This window comes from Streptomyces sp. NPDC111802 (genome assembly GCF_055634335.1).
The window spans coordinates 1-18,934 of record NZ_JBVKCZ010000038.1 but is presented as its reverse complement, the minus strand read 5'-3'; the positions used below and the strand labels follow the sequence as shown (position 1 = coordinate 18,934).

Below are 18,934 nucleotides of genomic sequence, written 5' to 3'. Positions count from 1 at the left end.
CGCGTACCGGCCCCTCACTGGCGCACAGAGACAGGTGTTTCCTTCTCCGACCAAAAATGGCCAGGTCAGGGACGGTCCGGTCATCGATGCTAAAGCGAGGGCATGCCCCTGGTGACGGGCAGGGGACAGCTAACAGGCAGCGCAAAGGGTCAGTGTAGCCACTTGGCACACTGATGTCCAGTGCGGGTTTTTCGCGACCCTCGTTGTTCTCAACGCCCTCGGCATGCTGCCCTCAATGCACGTTGATACTGCCCTCTTCGTCGCCGATCCATGCCTCGGATTCGGATCCTTGTGGCGACGCGTCCTGAGAATTGCGCGCTGCGTGCGGTTCGTCAAGGCCCCCATGCCCGAACCCAGGACGGCCCGGAGACACGACGAAGATCACCATACCCCCCGCCTTAGCGGGCGCAAGGTAACCGCGGCCGCGCCCCCAGGAACGCCGAAGAGCGACCACCCGAATGGATGATCGCTCTTCGGTGCGACTGCGTTACAGCCTCAGGAGGCTGGATTCAGCAAGCGCGGCGGTCGAACTCGACCGAAAGGTCTTACTTGACCTCGACGGAGGCGCCGGCGCCCTTGAGGGACTCGGCGGCCTTCTCGGCGGCGTCCTTGGCGACCTTCTCGAGGACGGGCTTCGGGGCGCCGTCCACGAGGTCCTTGGCCTCCTTCAGGCCCAGGGAGGTCAGCTCACGCACGACCTTGATGACCTGGATCTTCTTGTCGCCGGCGCCGGTGAGGATGACGTCGAACTCGTCCTTCTCCTCCTCGACCGGGGCAGCGGCACCCGGGGCACCCGGGGCGGCGACAGCGACGGCCGCAGCGGCGGCGGTGACGTCGAACTTCTCCTCGAACGCCTTCACGAACTCGGAGAGCTGGATCAGGGTCATGTTCTCGAACTCGGCGAGCAGTTCGTCCTGGGTGAGAGCCACGATGGCTTTCCTTCCACTTAATCGGCTGGTGCCGGGATGTACATGTCTGGCGGGCGTACGTTGGCCCGCTACGACCTCCGCCTCAGGCGGCGGCGGTCATCGTGCGAGCCGAATTACTCGGCACCGCCCTGCTCGTCCTGCTTGGCACGAAGCGCGTCCACGGTGCGGACGAGCTTCGACGGGAGCGCCTGGAAGACCTGAGCAGCCTGGGTCTGCTTGCCCTTCAGGGCGCCCGCCAGCTTGGCGAGCAGAACCTCGCGGGACTCGAGGTCCGCAAGCTTCTTGATCTCGTCGGCGCTGAGCGCCTTACCGTCAAGGACACCGCCCTTGATGACGAGATTCGGGTTGTCCTTGGCGAAGTCACGGAGACCCTTCGCCGACTCCACCGGGTCACCGGTGACGAAGGCGACAGCCGTCGGACCGTTGAACAGGTCGTCAAGCGTCGAGATCCCGGCCTCGTTGGCCGCAATCTTGGTCAGCGTGTTCTTCACCACGGCGTACTGGGCGTTCTCACCGAGCGACCGGCGCAGTGTCTTGAGCTGCGCCACGGTGAGACCGCGGTACTCGGTCAGCACAGCGGCGCTGGAGTTGCGGAACTGCTCCGTCAACTCGGCAACCGCGGCAGCCTTGTCGGGCCTCGCCATGAGCCTCGGCCTCCTTCCGGGTGATTCGGACCGCGCGGACCCGAAGGAGGACTGTGGAAAACGAAACGCCCCGGCGCAGGCGCACGGGGCGGACTCGACCGGCTGCACACACGTGGACGTGCGTACTCCGGGAGCTCTTCCACTGTCACCTGCGCGGGTCGTCCGCATTTTCAGCGGATCCTTCGGCCACCGCGCCCTCTTGTGAGCGCACGGTAACGACCAGCGGTCTTGGGCTTCTGTAGGAGAGTACGGGACGCGGCCGCCGTCAGGCAAATCGGCCCTTACGCCTCTCAGCTCCCGCTCTTCTTCAGCGGCTTGCGCAGGTCAGCCGTGTCGTCGGGGCGGGGCGCCCGGACCTGCACCGGCTTGCCGTAGTCGAGGAAGGTGAAGGTGAGGTCGAGCTCACCGTGGCGGCCGAGGCCCTGGGTGCGCAGGCGCTTGACCCGGTCGTCGCCGTCGATCCACACGTCGAGGGTGAGCTCGTCCACGCCCAGCTTCTCGTACTGGTCGAGGCTGCGCTCGTGTCCCGCTCGGGTGGCCTTGTCCCCGGTCTTCTTGATCGCCGCCCGCAGCTCGTCGACGGTGGCCTTGCCGACGTAGTGCGTGGTGCCGGCGTCGTCGACCGTCTCGCTGCCGACCCGGCGCACGTCGTCCGCGGCGGCCAGGAAGGCGGCCTCGCGGGCCGGGTTGCGGCCGACCTGGTCCCGCATGCTGCCGACGTTCATGCGCAGGCCGCTGTCCGTGGTGAACTCGGCGGCCGGGCCGTAGCTGATCCAGTGCCTGCCGCCGATCTGATCGACCATGTCGCCGGTCGCGCTGCCGTACAGCACGCCGTCGACCAGCCGCATCTCGGTCTCGCCCCGCTGCTCGCCACTCAGGCCGACGATCTTGAGGCTGGCCGCCACCGGCTTCGTGCGGACGGTCCCCTCGTCGGCTATGCGCCCGCGCTCCGGGAACTGGCCGGTCACCCGGTAATGCAGCGACGGGGCGCCCTCGCTCTCCGCCACGGCCCGCGCGACGGCGTCGGCGGCCGAGGAGCCCCCGGCTGGCCCTTCCGCGCCGGCTCCCGTCCCACAACCGGCGAGCAGCAGCACCGCGGCCGGCAGAGCGGCACGTGCGGAGACGGGCAGCGCGGCGCGTGCGGAGACGGGCAGCGCGGCGCGTGCGGTAAGTCTCATTGATTCCCCTAAGGAACACATGGCCGGTGCTCGGTCGGGGCACCGCAAGATCGGGAGCGTAGCCCAGGCAGCCCGAGCGGACCTCCGAATACTCCCGAGCGGACCTCCGAATACCTACGAGGCGCCGCCGACAGTCCCTTCCTTCAGCAGCTCCTTGAGATCGGCGGTGTCCCCCGTCGGAGGCTTCTCGACCGCCGCCTTCACTCCGTAGTCGCTGTAGTACGCGGTCTGGGTCAGCGGCCCCGTGGCCGTACGGCCCTTCTCGACCTTCTTGACCAGCAGGTCCCGGTCGTCGACCCATATGTCGACGGTCTGGGTGGCGGCGCCCTCCAGGCTCACCGTGCCGGAGTAGCGCGTGGTGCGCTTGCCGCTCACCGACTCCTCGCCGACCTTGCGAACGTCCCTGGAGGACATCAGCAGCTTCACCGAGGCGTGCGGGGCGGTGCCGCGCATCTGGTCGGCGAGATCGGCTCCGGAGCTGCCGGCGAGGTTCTTCAGGTCGTCGTAGGCGTACTTGATCCAGTGCTTGCCGTCGGCCTTCTCGGCGAACGCCTCGCCCATGCGCGCGTAGTAGGCGTCGGGGAGATAGCGGGCCTCCATCGACGTGGTGCCGAGGCGGCGCATCGTCTCGGCCGTCGTGCCGCCGGTGTATGTGATCGTCAGGGCGCCGGTGAGGCCGTCGCTCCAGGCGAGGGCGCCCTGGGCCTTCATGGACAGCGTCGAGCCCACGGTCGTCGTGGACCTCACCCTGGCGGATTCGGCCCGGTCGGTGGAGCGCTCGACGGTGCGCAGGGCGGCCGTCACGGCGCGGGAGGGCGTGGGGAGGTCCTCATCGGTGCGGTCGGAGGAGGTGCAGGCGGCCAGGGCCGTCAGTGCGGTCAGCAGCGCGATCCAGAACGCCGACCGACGCGCCCTCGTGCTCGTCATTCGTCCCCCCTGTGCGATCCCCGTGAATGCACGTTAACCCAGGGCACTGACAAACAGCCGTGGAACGCGGACGGGCCCCGCACCCGGGAAGGGTGCGGGGCCCGTCGTCGAGCCTGGTGAGCCGATGGCTCAGACCGCGGCCGGGTCCTCCTCGACGAGGAGGTTGCGGGTGCGGTTCGGGTCGACGGGGATGCCAGGGCCCATCGTGGTGGTGATGGCGGCCTTCTTGATGTAGCGACCCTTGGCGGCGGACGGCTTCAGACGGAGGATCTCCTCCAGCGCGGCGCCGTAGTTCTCCACCAGCTTGGTGTCGTCGAAGGACGCCTTGCCGATGATGAAGTGCAGGTTCGAGTGCTTGTCGACGCGGAACTCGATCTTGCCGCCCTTGATCTCGGTCACGGCCTTGGCCACGTCCGGGGTCACGGTGCCGGTCTTCGGGTTCGGCATCAGACCACGCGGGCCGAGGACACGGCCGAGGCGGCCGACCTTGCCCATGAGGTCCGGGGTGGCGACGACGGCGTCGAAGTCCAGACGGCCCTTCGAAACCTCGTCGATCAGCTCGTCGGCACCGACGATGTCGGCGCCCGCGGCACGCGCGGCCTCGGCACGGTCACCGGTCGCGAAGACCAGGACCCGGGCGGTCTTACCGGTGCCGTGCGGAAGGTTCACGGTGCCACGGACCATCTGGTCGGCCTTACGCGGGTCGACACCCAGACGGAAGGCGACCTCGACGGTGCCGTCGAACTTGGTCGTGGACGTCTCCTTGGCGAGACGGACGGCCTCGAGCGGGGCGTAGAGCTTCTCCCGGTCGACCTTGGCGTCCGCAGCGCGGAGAGACTTGCTGCGCTTGCTCACTACTGCTCCTGGGTTTTCTTAGGAGTTGTGGTCCGGGCCGAGCAGGCCCCGCCACTCACTTCTGCTTGGGGGTTGAGGTCAGCCCTCGACCGTGATGCCCATGGAACGGGCGGTGCCAGCGATGATCTTCGCGGCGGCGTCCAGGTCGTTGGCGTTGAGGTCGGGCATCTTGGTGGTGGCGATCTCGCGGACCTGCGCCTCGGTGATCTTGGCGACCTTGGTCTTGTGCGGCTCGCCAGAGCCCTTCTCCACGCCCGCGGCCTTGAGGATCATCTTGGCGGCCGGCGGCGTCTTGGTGATGAAGGTGAAGGAACGGTCCTCGTAGACCGTGATCTCCACCGGGATGACCCAACCGCGCTGCGACTCGGTCGCGGCGTTGTAGGCCTTGCAGAATTCCATGATGTTGACGCCGTGCTGGCCCAGCGCGGGGCCGACAGGCGGGGCCGGGTTGGCGGCGCCGGCCTGGATCTGGAGCTTGATGAGCCCCGTGACCTTCTTCTTCTTGGGAGGCATGCTCTCTCCGGGTCCTTAGTGAGAGGTGTTCCGCCGCCATCCGTACCGTGGGCCACCTGGAACGGTGAGCGTCCGGATCATCCGGATGGAGGCATACCGCACAACGATAACGGGTAACGCGTCAGGGCCAAAACCGGCAGCTCAGGCGCTTGACCAGAACTCCAGCTCCGCCACTCCGCTCCCCAATCCGACGGCGTACGACGAAAGGGCCTCCCATCAGCGGAATCCGCCGACGGGAGGCCCTTCGCGAGAGCTGCTGTACCGCTAGTTCTTCTGGATCTGGTCGAAGGAGAGCTCGACCGGCGTCTCGCGGCCGAAGATCTCCACCAGGCCCTTGACCTTCTTGGAGTCGGCGTTGATCTCGTTGATCGTGGCCTGCAGCGTGGCGAACGGGCCGTCGGTGACGGTGACCGAGTCGCCGACCTCGAAGTCCAGGACCTGGACCTCGACCTTGCGCTGCGGGGCGGGCTTGCCCTCGGCCTCGGCGGCCTCGCGGGCGGCCTTCTCCTCGGCCTCCGGGGCGAGCATCTTGACGATCTCGTCCAGGGTCAGCGGGTACGGGTCGTAGGCGTTGCCCACGAAGCCGGTGACGCCGGGGGTGTTGCGGACGACACCCCAGGACTCGTTGGTCAGGTCCATGCGGACCAGGACGTAACCCGGCAGCTTGTTCTGCTTGATCGTCTTGCGGTCGCCGTTCTTGATCTGGACGACCTCTTCCTGCGGCACCTCGGCCTGGAAGATGTAGTCCTCGACGTTCAGCGAGACGGCGCGCTGCTCAAGGTTGGTCTTCACGCGGTTCTCGTAACCGGCGTAGGTGTGGATGACGTACCACTCGCCGGGCAGCGTGCGCAGCTCCTCGCGCAGGGCGGCGACGGGGTCGACGGGCTCGGCCTCCTCGGCGGCCTCTTCTTCCTCGCCCGCGTCCTCGTCCTCGACGTGCAGCGCGGCCTCCTCGGCCGGCTCACCCGCCTCGGCGTCGGCAGCCTCGACCTCGTCCAGGTCCTCGTCAGCGCCTTCGACGATGTCGAGCTCGTCTTCCACGGACTCGGCATCCTGCCCGAGCGGCTCGACGGCGTCGTTCAGGTTCTGGTCAGACACGGTGGCTGCTTCTTCCTGGATACAAGGGGTGGAACATGCGAAAAGGGGCGCCGGTAACCACGGCGCCCTTCGCTCTTGGCTCAGCCGAAGACGTACTTGGCAGCGTGGTCGAGCCCATAGTCAATCACGGTCACCAGGGCGATCATGATGGCGACGAAGAAGATCACCACGGTGGTGTACGACGTCAGCTGGTTGCGCGTCGGCCAGACGACCTTGCGGAGTTCCGCAACGATCTGACGGTAGAAGAGGGCGAGCCGCTTCAGCGGGCCCTTCTTCGCGCGCTTGCCGCCTTTGCGGCTCTTCTTCTCCTGCGCCTCATCCTGGGCGTCAGGCGTGTCGATGGAGCCCACGGCGTCCGCCATTCGTCCTCACCTGAAATCCCGGGTCGTGGCCGTGCCGCGCCCGGTCTGAGCCGCACGGCGTTGCAATGCTGTACGTACATGCGCACACATCCTGGCGAAGGTGTGTGTAGCAGGGCCGGAGGGACTTGAACCCCCAACCGCTGGTTTTGGAGACCAGTGCTCTACCAATTGAGCTACGACCCTTTGTGTGCCCCCCAACGTACCGCATCCGGACGAGTGCTCGCTGTGCACTCTCGGCTGTGGGCTGCTGAAGGCCAACGAGGTGAGAGTGTACGTGGTCCTGGGCGCGTCGTCGAACAGAAAGTGGCCGATGGGGGCTTGATACGCGAAAGATCGCCGGGGGAACGACGGTGCGGCAACGCAAGATCGCCCAGGCCGGGGGCCCGATCCGGACGGATGTTCAGCCGATGTTCAGTCCGTGAAACCCGTGTGCCAGGCGCGTTTCCTGTCTGAAACGATGGGCCCCATGAGCGCTGCAACCCCTCCGACCGAGCGCCGGGTCTCCGCCCGAGTCGGCGCGATCTCCGAGTCCGCCACCCTCGCCGTGGACGCCAAGGCCAAGGCTCTCAAGGCCGCCGGGCGTCCGGTGATCGGCTTCGGCGCCGGTGAGCCCGACTTCCCGACCCCGGACTACATCGTCGAGGCCGCCATTGAGGCCTGCAAGAACCCGAAGTACCACCGCTACACGCCGGCCGGCGGTCTCCCTGAGCTGAAGGCCGCCATCGCCGCGAAGACGCTGCGCGACTCCGGCTACGAGCCCGACGTCTCGCAGATCCTCGTCACCAACGGCGGCAAGCAGGCCATCTACGAGGCCTTCGCCGCGATCCTCGACCCGGGCGACGAGGTCATCGTCCCGGCGCCGTACTGGACGACGTACCCGGAGTCGATCCGGCTGGCCGGCGGTGTCCCGGTCGATGTCGTCGCCGACGAGACGACCGGCTACCGCGTCACCGTGGAACAGCTGGAGGCGGCCCGTACGAGCCGGACGAAGGTCGTCCTCTTCGTGTCGCCGTCCAACCCGACCGGCGCCGTCTACAGCGAGGCCGAGACCGAGGCGATCGGCCGCTGGGCCGTCGAGCACGGCCTGTGGGTGATGACGGACGAGATCTACGAGCACCTGGTCTACGGCGAGGCCGCCGCGGTCTCCCTCCCGGGGCTCTTCCCCGAGCTGCGCGACAAGTGCGTCGTGGTCAACGGTGTCGCCAAGACGTACGCCATGACGGGCTGGCGGGTCGGCTGGATCATCGGCCCGAAGGACGTGGTGAAGGCCGCGACCAACCTCCAGTCCCACGCGACGTCGAACGTCTCGAACGTGGCACAGGTGGCCGCCCTCGCCGCCGTCTCCGGTGACCTTGAGGCGGTCGCGAAGATGCGCGAGGCGTTCGACCGCCGCCGCAAGACGATCGTGCGGATGCTCAACGAGATCGACGGCGTGCTCTGCCCCGAGCCCGAGGGCGCCTTCTACGCGTACCCGTCGGTCAAGGCCGTGCTCGGCAAGGAGATCCGCGGCAAGCGCCCGCAGAGCAGCGTCGAGCTGGCCGAGCTGATCCTGGAGGAGGCCGAGGTCGCGGTCGTCCCGGGCGAGGCCTTCGGCACGCCGGGGTATCTGCGGCTGTCGTACGCGCTCGGTGACGAGGATCTCGTCGAGGGAGTGAGCCGGATCCAGAAGCTGCTGGCGGAGGCCAGGGACTGACGTCCGCCTTCTGCCCATGAGGGCACCTCCGAATTTTCGGAGGTGCCCTCATTTGTTTGTGCGAGCAAGACCACTAAAGGGGAAACGGCTACCGGGACGGCGGACACGTACGGCAGGATCCTGGAATGGAGCGTGTACGTGATGTCTCTGAACTGCCGAAAGCCCATCTGCACCTGCACTTCACCGGTTCGATGCGGCCGACGACCCTGCTGGAACTGGCCGACAAGTACGGTGTGCGTCTGCCCGAGGCGCTGACCGACGCGCTGACCAGGGGGGAGTCACCGAAGCTGCGGGCTACGGACGAGCGAGGCTGGTTCCGCTTCCAGCGCCTGTACGACGCGGCGCGCTCGTGCCTTCGGCAGCCGGAGGACATTCAGCGGCTGGTCAGGGAGGCCGCGGAGGAGGACGTCAAGGACGGCTCCGGCTGGCTGGAGATCCAGGTCGACCCGACGTCGTACGCGCCCCGGCTGGGCGGTCTGATCGCGGCACTGGAGATCATCCTCGACGCGGTGGAAACGGCGTCGCGGGACACGGGGCTCGGGATGCGTGTCCTGGTCGCCGCGAACCGGATGAAGCACCCGCTGGACGCCCGCACGCTGGCGCGGCTCGCGGTGCGGTACGCCGACCGGGGCGTGGTCGGCTTTGGGCTGTCGAACGACGAACGCCGGGGCATGGCGCGGGACTTCGACCGTGCCTTCCACATCGCCCGCGAGGGCGGTCTGCTGTCGGCCCCGCACGGCGGCGAGCTGACCGGGCCGTCCTCGGTCCGTGACTGCCTGGACGACCTGCACGCGAACCGGGTAGGTCACGGGGTGCGGGCGGCGGAGGATCCTCGGCTGCTGAAGCGCCTCGCCGAGAGAGGCGTGACGTGCGAGGTGTGTCCAGCGTCGAACGTCGCCCTCGGTGTCTACGAGAAGCCCGAGGACGTGCCGCTGCGCACGCTGTACGGGGCCGGCGTCCCGATGGCCCTGGGCGCCGACGACCCTCTGCTCTTCGGCTCACGGCTCGCCGCCCAGTACGACATCGCCCGCCACCACCACGCCTTCACGGACGAGGAGTTGGCGGAACTGGCCCGGCAGTCGGTGCGCGCGTCGGCGGCGCCGGCGGAGGTGAAGGCCAAGCTCCTGTCCGGGGTGGACGACTGGCTCGTCTAGCCCATGCCGGCAGGGGTCAGCCGGCGATTCCGACGAGCAGCGTGCGGGCCAGCCGGGCGGCGAACTCGTCCACCGGCGGCCGTACGGCCTCCCTGGTCGCGTCATAGGCGAACGCCCGCTGCGCGCAGGCCCCCATCAACAGCGACGCCGCCGCGAAGGTGTCGGCGTCCGCGCTGACCCGGCCCATCTCCTGCTCGGCCCGGAGATAGAGGTCGAGCTCCTGGATCGGTACGTGCGGGCCCGCCCCCATCTGCCGTACGGCGTCGTCGTGCCGCCGCTTGAGCTCGGTCTGCGCGTACAGCGACGCGGCGATCGGGAAGCTCTGCTCGTAGAACAGCGCCGCCTGGCGGGCGATCTCGGTGAGATTCTCCTCCAGGGAGTGCCGGCCCGGCTCGGCGGCGAGGCTGCTGAGCAGCGGGCGGAGCGGGGGCAGCCGTTCGGTGAGCACCCGGATGAACAGCTCCTCCTTGCTGTCGAAGTGCTTGTACAGCGCCGCCTCGGAGCATCCGGCCGCCCGCGCGATCTCCTTCGTCGTGGCCTTCGCCAGCCCGACCGTGAGCATCAGGTCGTGCGCGGCGTCGAGCAGTCGGACGCGGGTGGGCCGAGTCTCCATGGAATCTCCAATCGCCCTTGACGGGTGGGTGAGTACTTACTCACCCTAGAGGAAGCAGGGGTGAGTAAGTACTCACCCACCCATCTCATGGGGACGGGAGCACTCATGAAACTCACCGTTTTCGGCGCCACCGGAGGCATCGGCACGGAGATCGTCCGCCAGGCTCTGGACGCCGGTCACGAGGTCACGGCCGTCGTACGGGACCCCGCGCGACTGCCCCTTGTCGGCGACCGTCTGGAGGTGTTCCGCGCGGATCTCACCGACCCCGGTGCGCTGCGGCCCGCCGTCGCCGGACGGGACGCCGTGCTGTCCGGCCTCGGTGCGCGCGGGCGCGGGGACGCCGGGGTCGCGACGCGGCTGACACGTACGGTGCTGGCGGCCCTGGAGGCGGAGAAGGTGCGGCGGCTGCTCGTGGTGAGCGCCGCGCCGGTCGGGCCCGAGCCGGAGGGGGACGGGTTCCTGGACCGTGCTGTGCGCGGTGTCGTCTCGGCGGTCCTCAAGGACATCTACGCGGACCTGCGGGAGATGGAGTCCGAGGTCGCCGGTGCCCCCGCGGACTGGACGCTCGTACGGCCCCCGCGTCTGCAGGACAAGCCGCTCACCGGCAGGTATCGCACCGTCGTAGGCGGGTTTCCGCTCAAGGGGCGCTTCATCGGGCGGGCGGATGTGGCGCACGCGATGCTGGGGATGGTCGGGGACCCGGCGACGGTGAAGCAAGGGGTGGGCGTGGCCTACTGAAGGCCTACTGAAGACCCACCGGAGGGCAGCGCCTAGAGGCTGACTCCGACCGTCACCGGTTCGTTGACCAGCGTGATCCCGAAGGCCTCCCGGACCCCGGCGACGACCTCGCGGGCGAGCGCGAGGAGGTCCTCGGTGGTCGCTTCGCCGCGGTTGGTGAGCGCGAGGGTGTGCTTGGTGGAGATGCGGGCGGGGCCGGTGCCGTATCCCTTGGTGAAGCCCGCCTTGTCGATGAGCCAGGCCGCGGAGGTCTTGGTGTGCCCCTCCCCCGCCGGGTAGGCCGGCGGCTCCACGCCGTCGCCGAGGTGGGCGCGCACGCGCGCGTGGAACGCGGCGAACTGCTCGTCGGTGAGGATCGGGTTGGTGAAGAACGATCCGGCCGACCAGGTGTCGTGATCCTCGGGGTCCAGGACCATGCCCTTCCCGGTGCGCAGCTTCAGCACGGTCTCGCGGGCGGCGGCCAGGGGCACGCGGTCGCCGACCTCGACACCGAGGGCACGCGCCGTCTCGGCGTACTTGATGGGCGCCGAAAGGCCGCCCGCGTCCTCCAGCAGGAAGCGGACGCGCAGGACGACGTAGCGCTCGGGGTCGGCCTTGAAGCGGCTGTGGCGGTAGGAGAAGGCACAGTCGGAGTTCGGGATGACGACGGTCTCGCCGGTGCGGCGGTCGTACGCGATCACCTCGGTGATCGTCGAGGAGACCTCCTGGCCGTAGGCGCCGACGTTCTGAATCGGCGTGGCGCCCGCGGAGCCGGGGATTCCGGCGAGGCACTCGATCCCGGCGAGCCCGGCCTCGACGGCGCGGGCGACGGCGTCGGTCCACACCTCGCCCGCGGCCAGTTCGAGCGTGCTTCCGGAGAGCTCGAAGCCCTTGGTGGCGATGACGAGTGCGGTGCCCGCGAAGCCCTTGTCGCCGATGACCAGGTTCGATCCACCGCCGATGAGCAGCAGCGGGGTCCCGGCGGCGTCCGCCTCGCGCACGACGTCGATCACCTCGGCGTCGGTGGTGGCGGTGACCAGGCGGGTGGCGGGGCCGCCCAGCCGGAAGCTGGTCAAGGGGGCGAGGGGAGCGTCGTGGAGTTCCTGCACGCGCTCAAGACTACGAGACGGCACTGACAGCCCCGGCACCCATGGGGAGTGCCGGGGCCGATGCGCGTGCCACGCGCGCGTGCCGTTCACGTCAGCCTCCGGAAGGCCTCCTTCCAGTCCAGCGGAAGCTCGTCGCTCGACACCTGCCAGGTGGCGAACTTGGCGTCCCGCATCTGCGCGGACAGACCCTTCGAGGTCGGGGCATGAGTGCCGGAGCGGGCGAAGTCCTTGAGCGCGGACGGTGACTCCCAGGCGGACAGCGTCCAGAAGGTCCGCTTGAAGGGCTCGGCCTTCAAGGTGGCCCCGTATGCGCCGGGCGCCCGGCTCACCTGCCGCCACACGCCCGGCGTACGGGCGAGGAAGCGGAGCGCTCCCCAAAGGGTGCGGGTCTCGAAGCGGGAGGCGAAGACGTGGACCTCGGCGCCCTGCGGTGCGGGGTTCGGAACGGTCCAGGGAAGGGTGGGCATGACTGCTCCTCATGGTCCGGGGTTCGGGTGCGGTCAGTGGGGCGAGTCGGGGTCACTCGGGTCGGTGGCTCAGCGGGAGGCCGTCTCCAGCGCCCGCTCCGGCGCCTGCTCCGGCATCTGCTCGGCCGCGCTCCCAGCCACGCCGTCGTGCCGCCGCGACGGGATCAGCAGGGCCGCGATGCCGGCGAGCGCCACGACCGCGGCGCCGGTGACCAGGGCGGGCTGCAGGCCGTCGACGAAGGTCTGGCCGGTCTCGTAGCCGCCCTGCGCGGAGAAGATCGACCCCATGACCGCGATGCCGAGCGCGCCGCCGACCTCGCGCAGTGCGTTGTTGGCGCCGGAGGCGATGCCCTGCTCCGAGGCGCGGACGCTGGACATGACCAGGTGGGAGGCCGGGGCGAAGAACAGGGCCATGCCGACGCCGCTGATGATCAGGCCGGGCAACTGGGCGGCGTAGGAGACGTCGACGGTGACCACGGACGCCATGTAGGCGAGGCCGGCGGCCTGGAGGAACAGGCCGGTGGCGACGACGGGCCGGCCGCCGATGCGGTCGGACAGAATCCCGGCGATCGGCGCGACGACCATCGGCATACCGGTCCACGGCAGCATCCGCAGCCCCGCCTCGGTCGGCGAGTAGCCGAGCACGCCCTGCATGTACTGGCTGAGCAGGAAGATCGACCCGAACATGCCGAGGAACATCAGCATGCTCGCGGCGTTGATCCCGGAGAACGCCCGGGAGCGGAACAGCCGCATCGGCAGCATCGGGTTCTTGGCGCGGGTGCTGTAGAGGACGAAGCCGACCAGCAGCGCACCTCCGGCGAACAGGCCGGTCAGGACCAGGCGTCCGGTCCATCCGTCGGCGGGGCCACGCACCAGGCCGTACACGATCCCGAAGAGTCCGCCACTGGCGAGCAGGGTGCCGGGGATGTCGAGCCGGGCGCCGGTGCCGTACGACTCGGCGAGGCGAAGTCGGGCGAGCGGCAGCAGGACGATGCCCAGCGGAACGTTCAGCCAGAAGATCCACTGCCAGGAGATGTGCTCGGTGAGGCTGCCGCCGATGAGCGGCCCGGACGCGATGGCGAGCCCGTTGACGGCGCCCCAGATGCCGTACGCCATCCCGCGCTTGGCCGCGGGCACGGCCGCCGTGAGCAGGGTCAGCGTCAACGGCATCATGATCGCCGCACCGGCGCCCTGCACCGCGCGGGCGGCGATCAGGGAGTCGATGCCGGGCGCGAGGGCCGCGGCGGCGGACGCGCCGGTGAAGATCGAGATGCCGACGACGAAGAGCCTGCGACGGCCGAAGCGGTCGCCGAGGGCCGCACCGAACATCAGCAGGACGGCGAAGGTGAGTGTGTAGGCACTGACCGTCCACTCCAGGTCGTGCAGCCCTCCGCCCAGGTCCTCGCGAATGGAGGGCAGTGCGGTGGTGACGACGAGGTTGTCGAGCGCGGCCATGAACCCGGCGATGCTGGTGATGACGAGAGCCCATACGGCCCCGCCCGGGCGGCCTGTCCGCGCGTTCTGATCGGTGTGGTGTGACATCGCTCCCCCTGGGGTGATGCGTTCCGGTTTTCCAGTTCTGATGGATAGTTATCGATCACTAACTTTCGCGGTCATAAAAAGGGCAGACCTCCCCGCCCCTACGGCCGATTCTCGTCCCGCTCCGCCGGATTCATGCCCGCCCAGACCCGGTGATCGGGCGGGAAACCCATGGCCACCAGGCAGTTGATGAGCATGCCGTACGCCATGAAGGTCGTCGTCTGGTTGACGTCCGCCCCCAAGGGCAGATGGACGGTGTCCCACAGGCGCGTCCAGCCGGCGCGCACGGCCTCGCCGAACTCGTGGTCGCCCTCCTGCTCGGCGGCCGCCACGGCGAGGTACATCTGCATCTGCATCATCAGCCGGTCGGGCTGCTCCGAGACGACCTTCCGGTACGCGTCACCCATGGCGTGCAGGGCCTCTTCGCCCTCCAGGCCCTCGGAGGCCTCCGCGAACATCCGGATGGTGTCCTCCACACAGCGCTCGGCCGCCGCGAGGAAGATCGCCTTCTTGCCCGGGAAGAGCCGGAAGAGATACGGCTGCGAGACACCGACCCGCTTGGCGATCGCCTCGGTCGACGTGCCGTAGTAGCCACCGCGGGCGAACTCGGTCGTCGCCGCGCGGATGACGCTCTCGCGCCTCTCTTCTGCGCTCATCCTGACCATGCAAGTAAGTTAGTACTCAATCACTAACTAGGTCAAGGGGGATCTGCCGGAATAACTCGTCGGCCGGAATGTGTAAGGGGCGCCCCGCCACGGAGAACGCCCCTTACCTCACGGCACGCGCGTGCCGCTCACGCAAGCTGTACGACCGCGCGCGACATGCCGAGCACCTTACGCCCCTCGCTGGCCACGGTCAGGTCCACTCGGACCCTGTTGTCGTCGAGCTTGACCGCGACCTTGCCGCTGACCTCGATCGTGGCACCCAGGTCGTCGTTCGGCACGACGACGGGCTTGGTGAAGCGGACGCCGTACTCGACGACCGCGCCCGGGTCGCCGACCCAGTCGGTGACCACACGGATCGCCTCGGCCATGGTGAACATGCCGTGCGCGATGACGTCCGGCAGCCCGACCTCCTTGGCGAACTTCTCGTTCCAGTGGATCGGGTTGAAGTCCCCCGACGCGCCCGCGTACTGAACGAGCGTGGCACGGGTCACGGGGAAGCTCCGGGCGGGCAGTTCGGTGCCGACCTCGACGTCGCCGTACGCAATCTTCGCCGTCATAGCCGCTCAGGCCTCCCCTTCTTCGGCGTCCGCACCACGGGCCACGAGCTTCGTCCAGGCGGTCACGACGTGCTCCCCCGCCTCGTCGTGGACCTCGCCACGGATGTCCACGATCTCGTTTCCGGCCATGGACTTGATGGCCTCGATGGTGGAGGTGACGGTCAGTCGGTCACCTGCGCGCACCGGGCGGGTGTAGGCGAACTTCTGGTCGCCGTGCACCACCCGGCTGTAGTCCAGGCCCAGCTGGGGGTCCGCCACGACCTGTCCCGCGGCCTTGAACGTGATCGAGAAGACAAAGGTCGGCGGGGCGATCACATCGGAGTGGCCGAGCGCCTTGGCGGCCTCCGGGTCGGTGTACGCCGGGTTGGTGTCCCCCACGGCCTCCGCGAACTCACGGATCTTCTCCCGACCCACCTCATAGGGGGCGGTGGGCGGGTAACTCCGCCCCACGAAGGACTGGTCGAGCGCCATGGCTCGGTACCTCCTGCTGTCTGCTGCGGTTGACCTGCTGGTCCGCCGGCTGATTTCACCCGGGCTCGGCCCGAACCGACCGGTAACCCGGCCTGAAACGACACGAGGCCGCCCCCGCAATCGGGGGGCGGCCTCGTGTACGAGCCTGATTTATCGCGTCTCGCGATGCGCGGTGTGCGCATTGCAACGCGGGCAGTGCTTCTTCATCTCAAGACGATCCGGGTTGTTACGCCGGTTCTTCTTGGTGATGTAGTTCCGCTCCTTGCACTCCACGCAGGCCAGCGTGATCTTCGGGCGGACGTCGGTGGCAGCCACGTGAGTGCTCCTTGACGAACGGATGGAATGAACTAACGCAAGAAAGAGTAGCCGATCGAAGGACCGACCCCGCAATCGGCTACTGTCAGTAGCGGTGACCGGACTTGAACCGGTGACACAGCGATTATGAGCCGCTTGCTCTACCGACTGAGCTACACCGCTGTGATGCGATCGGGCCCCGCCTTGCGACGGGAACCTCTCACACCAGAGCCCCAAAACGGAATCGAACCGTTGACCTTCTCCTTACCATGGAGACGCTCTGCCGACTGAGCTATTGGGGCGAGCGATGAAGACATTACACGCTCAGTCGCCGTTCACCCAAATCCGTTTCGCGGGCCCCGCCCACGGCCGATCGGCGCAGCGCACCCCCGCCTCGCAGGCCCCCGAGGCACCGCGGAAGCGGCTCCCGTGCGGCGGACCACACCGGTACGACTATTGCGCTCCTGCGCGCCAAGGCCTGGCCGTCACCCTAGGCTCGACTCACTCTGCGTGATCTTGTCTCTGGAGCACGATGCCCGACAGCAACCCCCAGCCACCCCACTCGTCGTCCCCGTCGGGCTCGTCCGGACCGGCCGAGCCAGGTGCTCTGCTGCTGTGCGGGGCGCGGCTCACCGACGGCCGGACCGTGGACGTACGGCTGGACGGCGGGCGCATCGAGGCGGTCGGCACGGCCGGAAGCCTGGCGGCGGGCGGCACGCGCGCGTGCGGCGCGCGAGTGGACCTCGGCGGCTACCTGCTCCTGCCGGCCCCGGCCGAACCACACGCCCACGGCGACACCGCGCTCTCCGCGGACGAGGGCGGACCGGTCTCCTACGACCCCCATGACGTCCAGCGCAGGGCCACCGAGGCCGCCCTGCTCCAGCTCGGGCACGGGGCCACGGCGCTGCGGGCACACGTGCGCGTGGGCGAGATCCAGGAGCTCAACGCGCTCGCCGCCGTACTCCAGGCCCGGCGTTCGCTGCGCGGGCTCACCGAGTTGACGACGGTGGCGATGCCTCGGCTGCTGACCGGAGTGGCCGGAGCCGACGGGCTCGCGATGCTGCGGGACGCATTGAAGATGGGCGCGTCGGTGGTCGGCGGCTGCCCCGACCTGGACCCGGATCCGACGGGTTATGTGGAGGCGGTCCTGGAGGTCGCCTCCGAGCACGGCTGCCCCGTCGACCTGCACACCGACGCCACCGACCCGGCCCGTCTGTCCCGCCTCGCCGCGATGGCCGGCGGCCTTCGACCCGGTGTGACGCTCGGCCCGTGCGGCGGCCTGGGGCACCTGCCCTCCCAGCTGGCCTCCCGCACCGCGGACCAGCTCGCCGCGGCCGGAGTGACCGTCGTGTGCCTGCCGCAGGGCGGCTGCGGGGGCGTGGAACGGCGCGCCACGGCGCCCGTACGACTGCTGCGCTCCGCCGGGGTACGCGTCGCCGCCGGAAGCGGCGCCCTGCGGGACGTCTCGAACCCGGTGGGCCGCGGAGACCCGCTGGAGGCCGCCTATCTGCTGGCCTCACGCCACGGACTGCGCCCCGAGGACGCGTACGACTGCGTGAGCGGGTCGGCGCGGGCGGCGCTGGGGCTGCCCGAGGTGCGGGTGGAGGCGGGCTTCCCGGCCGAGTTGCTGGCGGTGCGCGGGGAGCGGCTGGCGGGGGCGCTGTCACTGGCGTACAGCCGGATCGTGGTGCACCGGGGGCGCGTGGTGGCGCGGACGAGCGCGGTGCGGGAGTACTGCAACTCGGCCGCGACCGCGGAGTTGGGGCTGCCTCGGCAAGGGCGGGGGGAGTTGTCGTGAGGGATGGCTTGCGTTAGGGGCGGGGTGTCCGTGCGTCAGGGGCGGGGTGGCGTGCGTCAGGGGCGGGTGAGGTGCGTCGCGGGGCATGTGGGTGGCGAGCACGTGGGTGGCGCACGCGCCCGGCGTACGCGTATGAGGTGCACGGTCCCAGAGGCGTGAGGCGTGAGGCGTGGCTGAAGTCGTGCGGCGAATGCGGCTGTCCGGGCGTACGGTCGGAAACATGCGCATTGTCATCGCTGGTGGTCATGGTCAGATCGCGCTGCGGCTGGAGAAGCTGCTCGCCGCGCGCGGAAACGAGGTCGCGGGGATCATCCGCAAGGCGGAACAGGGCGACGACCTGCGGGAGGCGGGCGCCGAACCCATCCTGCTGGATCTGGAGTCGGCCTCGGTCGAGGAGGTCGCGGCCCAGCTCCAGGGCGCGGACGCGGCGGTGTTCGCGGCCGGTGCGGGTCCGGGCAGCGGAACGACCCGCAAGGACACGGTGGACAAGGGCGCGGCGGTCCTGTTCGCCGACGCGGCGGTCCGGGCGGGCGTACGGCGCTTCCTGATCGTGTCGTCGATGGGCGCGGACCCGAAGCACGAGGGCGACGAGATCTTCGACGTCTACCTGCGCGCCAAGGGCGCGGCCGACGAGTACGTCCGCGGACTGGACGCCCTGGACTGGACGATCCTGCGCCCCGGAATGCTGACGAACGACGCCGGAACCGGCCAGGTGCGGCTGGAGGCCCACACCGGCCGCGGCCCGATCCCGCGCGACGACGTGGCCGCCGTACTGGCGGAGTTGCTCGACACCCCGGCAACGGCCGGCCTGACGCTCGAAGTGATCAGCGGCTCGGCCCCGGTGTCCGTGGCGGTGAAGTCGGTGGCGGGGAACTGAGGATGGAGTCGGAGGGGGTTCCCGCGGCGCGGGACGCGCTGTTGCGGCGCATGTACGAGGTCTTCTCGACGGACGAACGAGAGCCCTTCATGCAACAGTGCCTCGCCCCCGACGTGGACTGGCCGAATGTCCTGGACGGAGCCCGGCTACACGGCCGCGAGGCGGTACGCGCGTACTGGGCACGGCAGTTCGCCGCCGGCCACCCCCTCGTACGGCTGGAGGGGCTGCGTCCGGACAGCGACGGCGAGGCCGTGGTGGCGACCGTACGGACCGGGATGCGCGACGCGTCGGGAGAGCGGTGGGCCGAGGAGACGGTCGAGCATGTGTACCGGTTCGACGCGGACGGGTTGGTGGCCCGGATGGATGTGCGGGCGGGCGGCTAGTGATCTGGTTGTGAGTTGGTTCGGCACCACGTGGGTTGCTTTCCGTACCACTTCACGGGTTCGCATACCTGGTGCCGATTGGCTGCGGTCT

22 protein-coding genes and 3 tRNA genes are annotated in these 18,934 nt (G+C 69.3%); 6 read left to right on the top strand and 19 right to left on the bottom strand.

Features of this window, described 5'->3' with window-relative positions:
- Positions 1 to 545: 545 nt before the first annotated feature.
- The 9 genes from rplL to ACZ7NC_RS33250 form a co-directional block, all read right to left on the bottom strand.
- Positions 546 to 932, bottom strand: a complete 387-nt coding sequence (rplL, locus tag ACZ7NC_RS33290; RefSeq protein ID WP_471493791.1) for a 50S ribosomal protein L7/L12 — start codon at positions 930 to 932, stop codon at positions 546 to 548.
- A 110-nt stretch (positions 933 to 1,042) separates the two neighbouring features.
- On the bottom strand, positions 1,043 to 1,573 hold the full coding sequence (gene rplJ / locus ACZ7NC_RS33285; RefSeq protein ID WP_055622549.1) for a 50S ribosomal protein L10: 531 nt from the start codon (positions 1,571 to 1,573) through the stop codon (positions 1,043 to 1,045).
- A gap of 290 nt (positions 1,574 to 1,863) precedes the next feature.
- Positions 1,864 to 2,751 (bottom strand): SCO4651 family lipoprotein, encoded by an 888-nt coding sequence (locus ACZ7NC_RS33280; RefSeq protein ID WP_471493655.1) that lies wholly within the window; start codon positions 2,749 to 2,751, stop codon positions 1,864 to 1,866.
- A gap of 114 nt (positions 2,752 to 2,865) precedes the next feature.
- Positions 2,866 to 3,678 carry an SCO4651 family lipoprotein gene (locus ACZ7NC_RS33275; RefSeq protein WP_471493653.1) on the bottom strand — a complete coding sequence of 271 codons (813 nt, stop codon included), beginning with the start codon at positions 3,676 to 3,678 and terminating at the stop codon, positions 2,866 to 2,868.
- Positions 3,679 to 3,807: 129 nt separating this feature from the next.
- Positions 3,808 to 4,533, bottom strand: a complete 726-nt coding sequence (gene rplA, locus ACZ7NC_RS33270) for a 50S ribosomal protein L1 (RefSeq protein ID WP_129799294.1) — start codon at positions 4,531 to 4,533, stop codon at positions 3,808 to 3,810.
- 78 nt (positions 4,534 to 4,611) lie between these two features.
- Positions 4,612 to 5,046: a 50S ribosomal protein L11 gene (rplK, locus tag ACZ7NC_RS33265; protein WP_028805116.1), complete on the bottom strand. Its 435-nt coding sequence runs from the start codon at positions 5,044 to 5,046 to the stop codon at positions 4,612 to 4,614.
- A 264-nt stretch (positions 5,047 to 5,310) separates the two neighbouring features.
- Positions 5,311 to 6,144 carry a transcription termination/antitermination protein NusG gene (gene nusG / locus ACZ7NC_RS33260; RefSeq protein ID WP_471493649.1) on the bottom strand — a complete coding sequence of 278 codons (834 nt, stop codon included), beginning with the start codon at positions 6,142 to 6,144 and terminating at the stop codon, positions 5,311 to 5,313.
- An 80-nt stretch (positions 6,145 to 6,224) separates the two neighbouring features.
- Positions 6,225 to 6,506, bottom strand: a complete 282-nt coding sequence (gene secE, locus ACZ7NC_RS33255) for a preprotein translocase subunit SecE (protein WP_471493647.1) — start codon at positions 6,504 to 6,506, stop codon at positions 6,225 to 6,227.
- 110 nt (positions 6,507 to 6,616) lie between these two features.
- Positions 6,617 to 6,689, bottom strand: a tRNA-Trp gene (locus ACZ7NC_RS33250).
- 283 nt (positions 6,690 to 6,972) lie between these two features.
- Here ACZ7NC_RS33250 and ACZ7NC_RS33245 point away from each other — a divergent pair.
- Both ACZ7NC_RS33245 and ACZ7NC_RS33240 read left to right on the top strand, forming a co-directional pair.
- On the top strand, positions 6,973 to 8,199 hold the full coding sequence (locus ACZ7NC_RS33245; RefSeq protein WP_471493644.1) for a pyridoxal phosphate-dependent aminotransferase: 1,227 nt from the start codon (positions 6,973 to 6,975) through the stop codon (positions 8,197 to 8,199).
- A gap of 125 nt (positions 8,200 to 8,324) precedes the next feature.
- A complete protein-coding gene (locus ACZ7NC_RS33240; protein ID WP_471493641.1) occupies positions 8,325 to 9,353 on the top strand; it encodes an adenosine deaminase in 1,029 nt (342 codons plus the stop codon).
- 16 nt (positions 9,354 to 9,369) lie between these two features.
- Here ACZ7NC_RS33240 and ACZ7NC_RS33235 read toward each other — a convergent pair whose 3' ends face one another.
- The gene (locus ACZ7NC_RS33235) at positions 9,370 to 9,966 is read right to left on the bottom strand and encodes a TetR/AcrR family transcriptional regulator (protein WP_471493639.1); all 597 of its coding nucleotides are present in this window, start codon (positions 9,964 to 9,966) and stop codon (positions 9,370 to 9,372) included.
- A 105-nt stretch (positions 9,967 to 10,071) separates the two neighbouring features.
- Here ACZ7NC_RS33235 and ACZ7NC_RS33230 point away from each other — a divergent pair, with 105 nt between their 5' ends.
- Positions 10,072 to 10,704 carry an NAD(P)-dependent oxidoreductase gene (locus ACZ7NC_RS33230; RefSeq protein WP_471493636.1) on the top strand — a complete coding sequence of 211 codons (633 nt, stop codon included), beginning with the start codon at positions 10,072 to 10,074 and terminating at the stop codon, positions 10,702 to 10,704.
- A 32-nt stretch (positions 10,705 to 10,736) separates the two neighbouring features.
- Here ACZ7NC_RS33230 and ACZ7NC_RS33225 read toward each other — a convergent pair whose 3' ends face one another.
- The 9 genes from ACZ7NC_RS33225 to ACZ7NC_RS33185 form a co-directional block, all read right to left on the bottom strand.
- Positions 10,737 to 11,792: a UDP-N-acetylmuramate dehydrogenase gene (locus tag ACZ7NC_RS33225; RefSeq protein ID WP_471493634.1), complete on the bottom strand. Its 1,056-nt coding sequence runs from the start codon at positions 11,790 to 11,792 to the stop codon at positions 10,737 to 10,739.
- A gap of 86 nt (positions 11,793 to 11,878) precedes the next feature.
- Positions 11,879 to 12,259 carry a DUF3291 domain-containing protein gene (locus ACZ7NC_RS33220; protein ID WP_471493632.1) on the bottom strand — a complete coding sequence of 127 codons (381 nt, stop codon included), beginning with the start codon at positions 12,257 to 12,259 and terminating at the stop codon, positions 11,879 to 11,881.
- Between the two features lie 69 nt (positions 12,260 to 12,328).
- Positions 12,329 to 13,801 (bottom strand): MFS transporter, encoded by a 1,473-nt coding sequence (locus tag ACZ7NC_RS33215; protein ID WP_471493629.1) that lies wholly within the window; start codon positions 13,799 to 13,801, stop codon positions 12,329 to 12,331.
- A 98-nt stretch (positions 13,802 to 13,899) separates the two neighbouring features.
- Complete coding sequence (locus tag ACZ7NC_RS33210) at positions 13,900 to 14,463, bottom strand: TetR/AcrR family transcriptional regulator (RefSeq protein ID WP_471493627.1); 564 nt, start codon at positions 14,461 to 14,463, stop codon at positions 13,900 to 13,902.
- Between the two features lie 128 nt (positions 14,464 to 14,591).
- Positions 14,592 to 15,020: a MaoC family dehydratase gene (locus ACZ7NC_RS33205; protein ID WP_471493626.1), complete on the bottom strand. Its 429-nt coding sequence runs from the start codon at positions 15,018 to 15,020 to the stop codon at positions 14,592 to 14,594.
- Between the two features lie 6 nt (positions 15,021 to 15,026).
- Complete coding sequence (locus tag ACZ7NC_RS33200) at positions 15,027 to 15,491, bottom strand: FAS1-like dehydratase domain-containing protein (RefSeq protein ID WP_471493624.1); 465 nt, start codon at positions 15,489 to 15,491, stop codon at positions 15,027 to 15,029.
- 150 nt (positions 15,492 to 15,641) lie between these two features.
- Positions 15,642 to 15,806, bottom strand: coding sequence for a 50S ribosomal protein L33 (rpmG, locus tag ACZ7NC_RS33195; RefSeq protein WP_003948671.1), 165 nt, complete (start codon positions 15,804 to 15,806; stop codon positions 15,642 to 15,644).
- An 89-nt stretch (positions 15,807 to 15,895) separates the two neighbouring features.
- Positions 15,896 to 15,968: transfer RNA gene (locus ACZ7NC_RS33190), tRNA-Met, on the bottom strand.
- A 46-nt stretch (positions 15,969 to 16,014) separates the two neighbouring features.
- Positions 16,015 to 16,087: transfer RNA gene (locus ACZ7NC_RS33185), tRNA-Thr, on the bottom strand.
- 230 nt (positions 16,088 to 16,317) lie between these two features.
- Between ACZ7NC_RS33185 and ACZ7NC_RS33180 the strand changes: the two genes are divergently transcribed.
- From ACZ7NC_RS33180 to ACZ7NC_RS33170, 3 genes are all read left to right on the top strand, one after another.
- The gene (locus tag ACZ7NC_RS33180) at positions 16,318 to 17,583 is read left to right on the top strand and encodes an amidohydrolase family protein (RefSeq protein WP_471493622.1); all 1,266 of its coding nucleotides are present in this window, start codon (positions 16,318 to 16,320) and stop codon (positions 17,581 to 17,583) included.
- A gap of 220 nt (positions 17,584 to 17,803) precedes the next feature.
- Positions 17,804 to 18,460: an SDR family oxidoreductase gene (locus tag ACZ7NC_RS33175; RefSeq protein ID WP_471493620.1), complete on the top strand. Its 657-nt coding sequence runs from the start codon at positions 17,804 to 17,806 to the stop codon at positions 18,458 to 18,460.
- A 2-nt stretch (positions 18,461 to 18,462) separates the two neighbouring features.
- Entirely contained in the window at positions 18,463 to 18,843 is a 381-nt protein-coding gene (locus ACZ7NC_RS33170) for a nuclear transport factor 2 family protein (protein ID WP_471493618.1), read from the top strand.
- Positions 18,844 to 18,934: the final 91 nt, after the last annotated feature.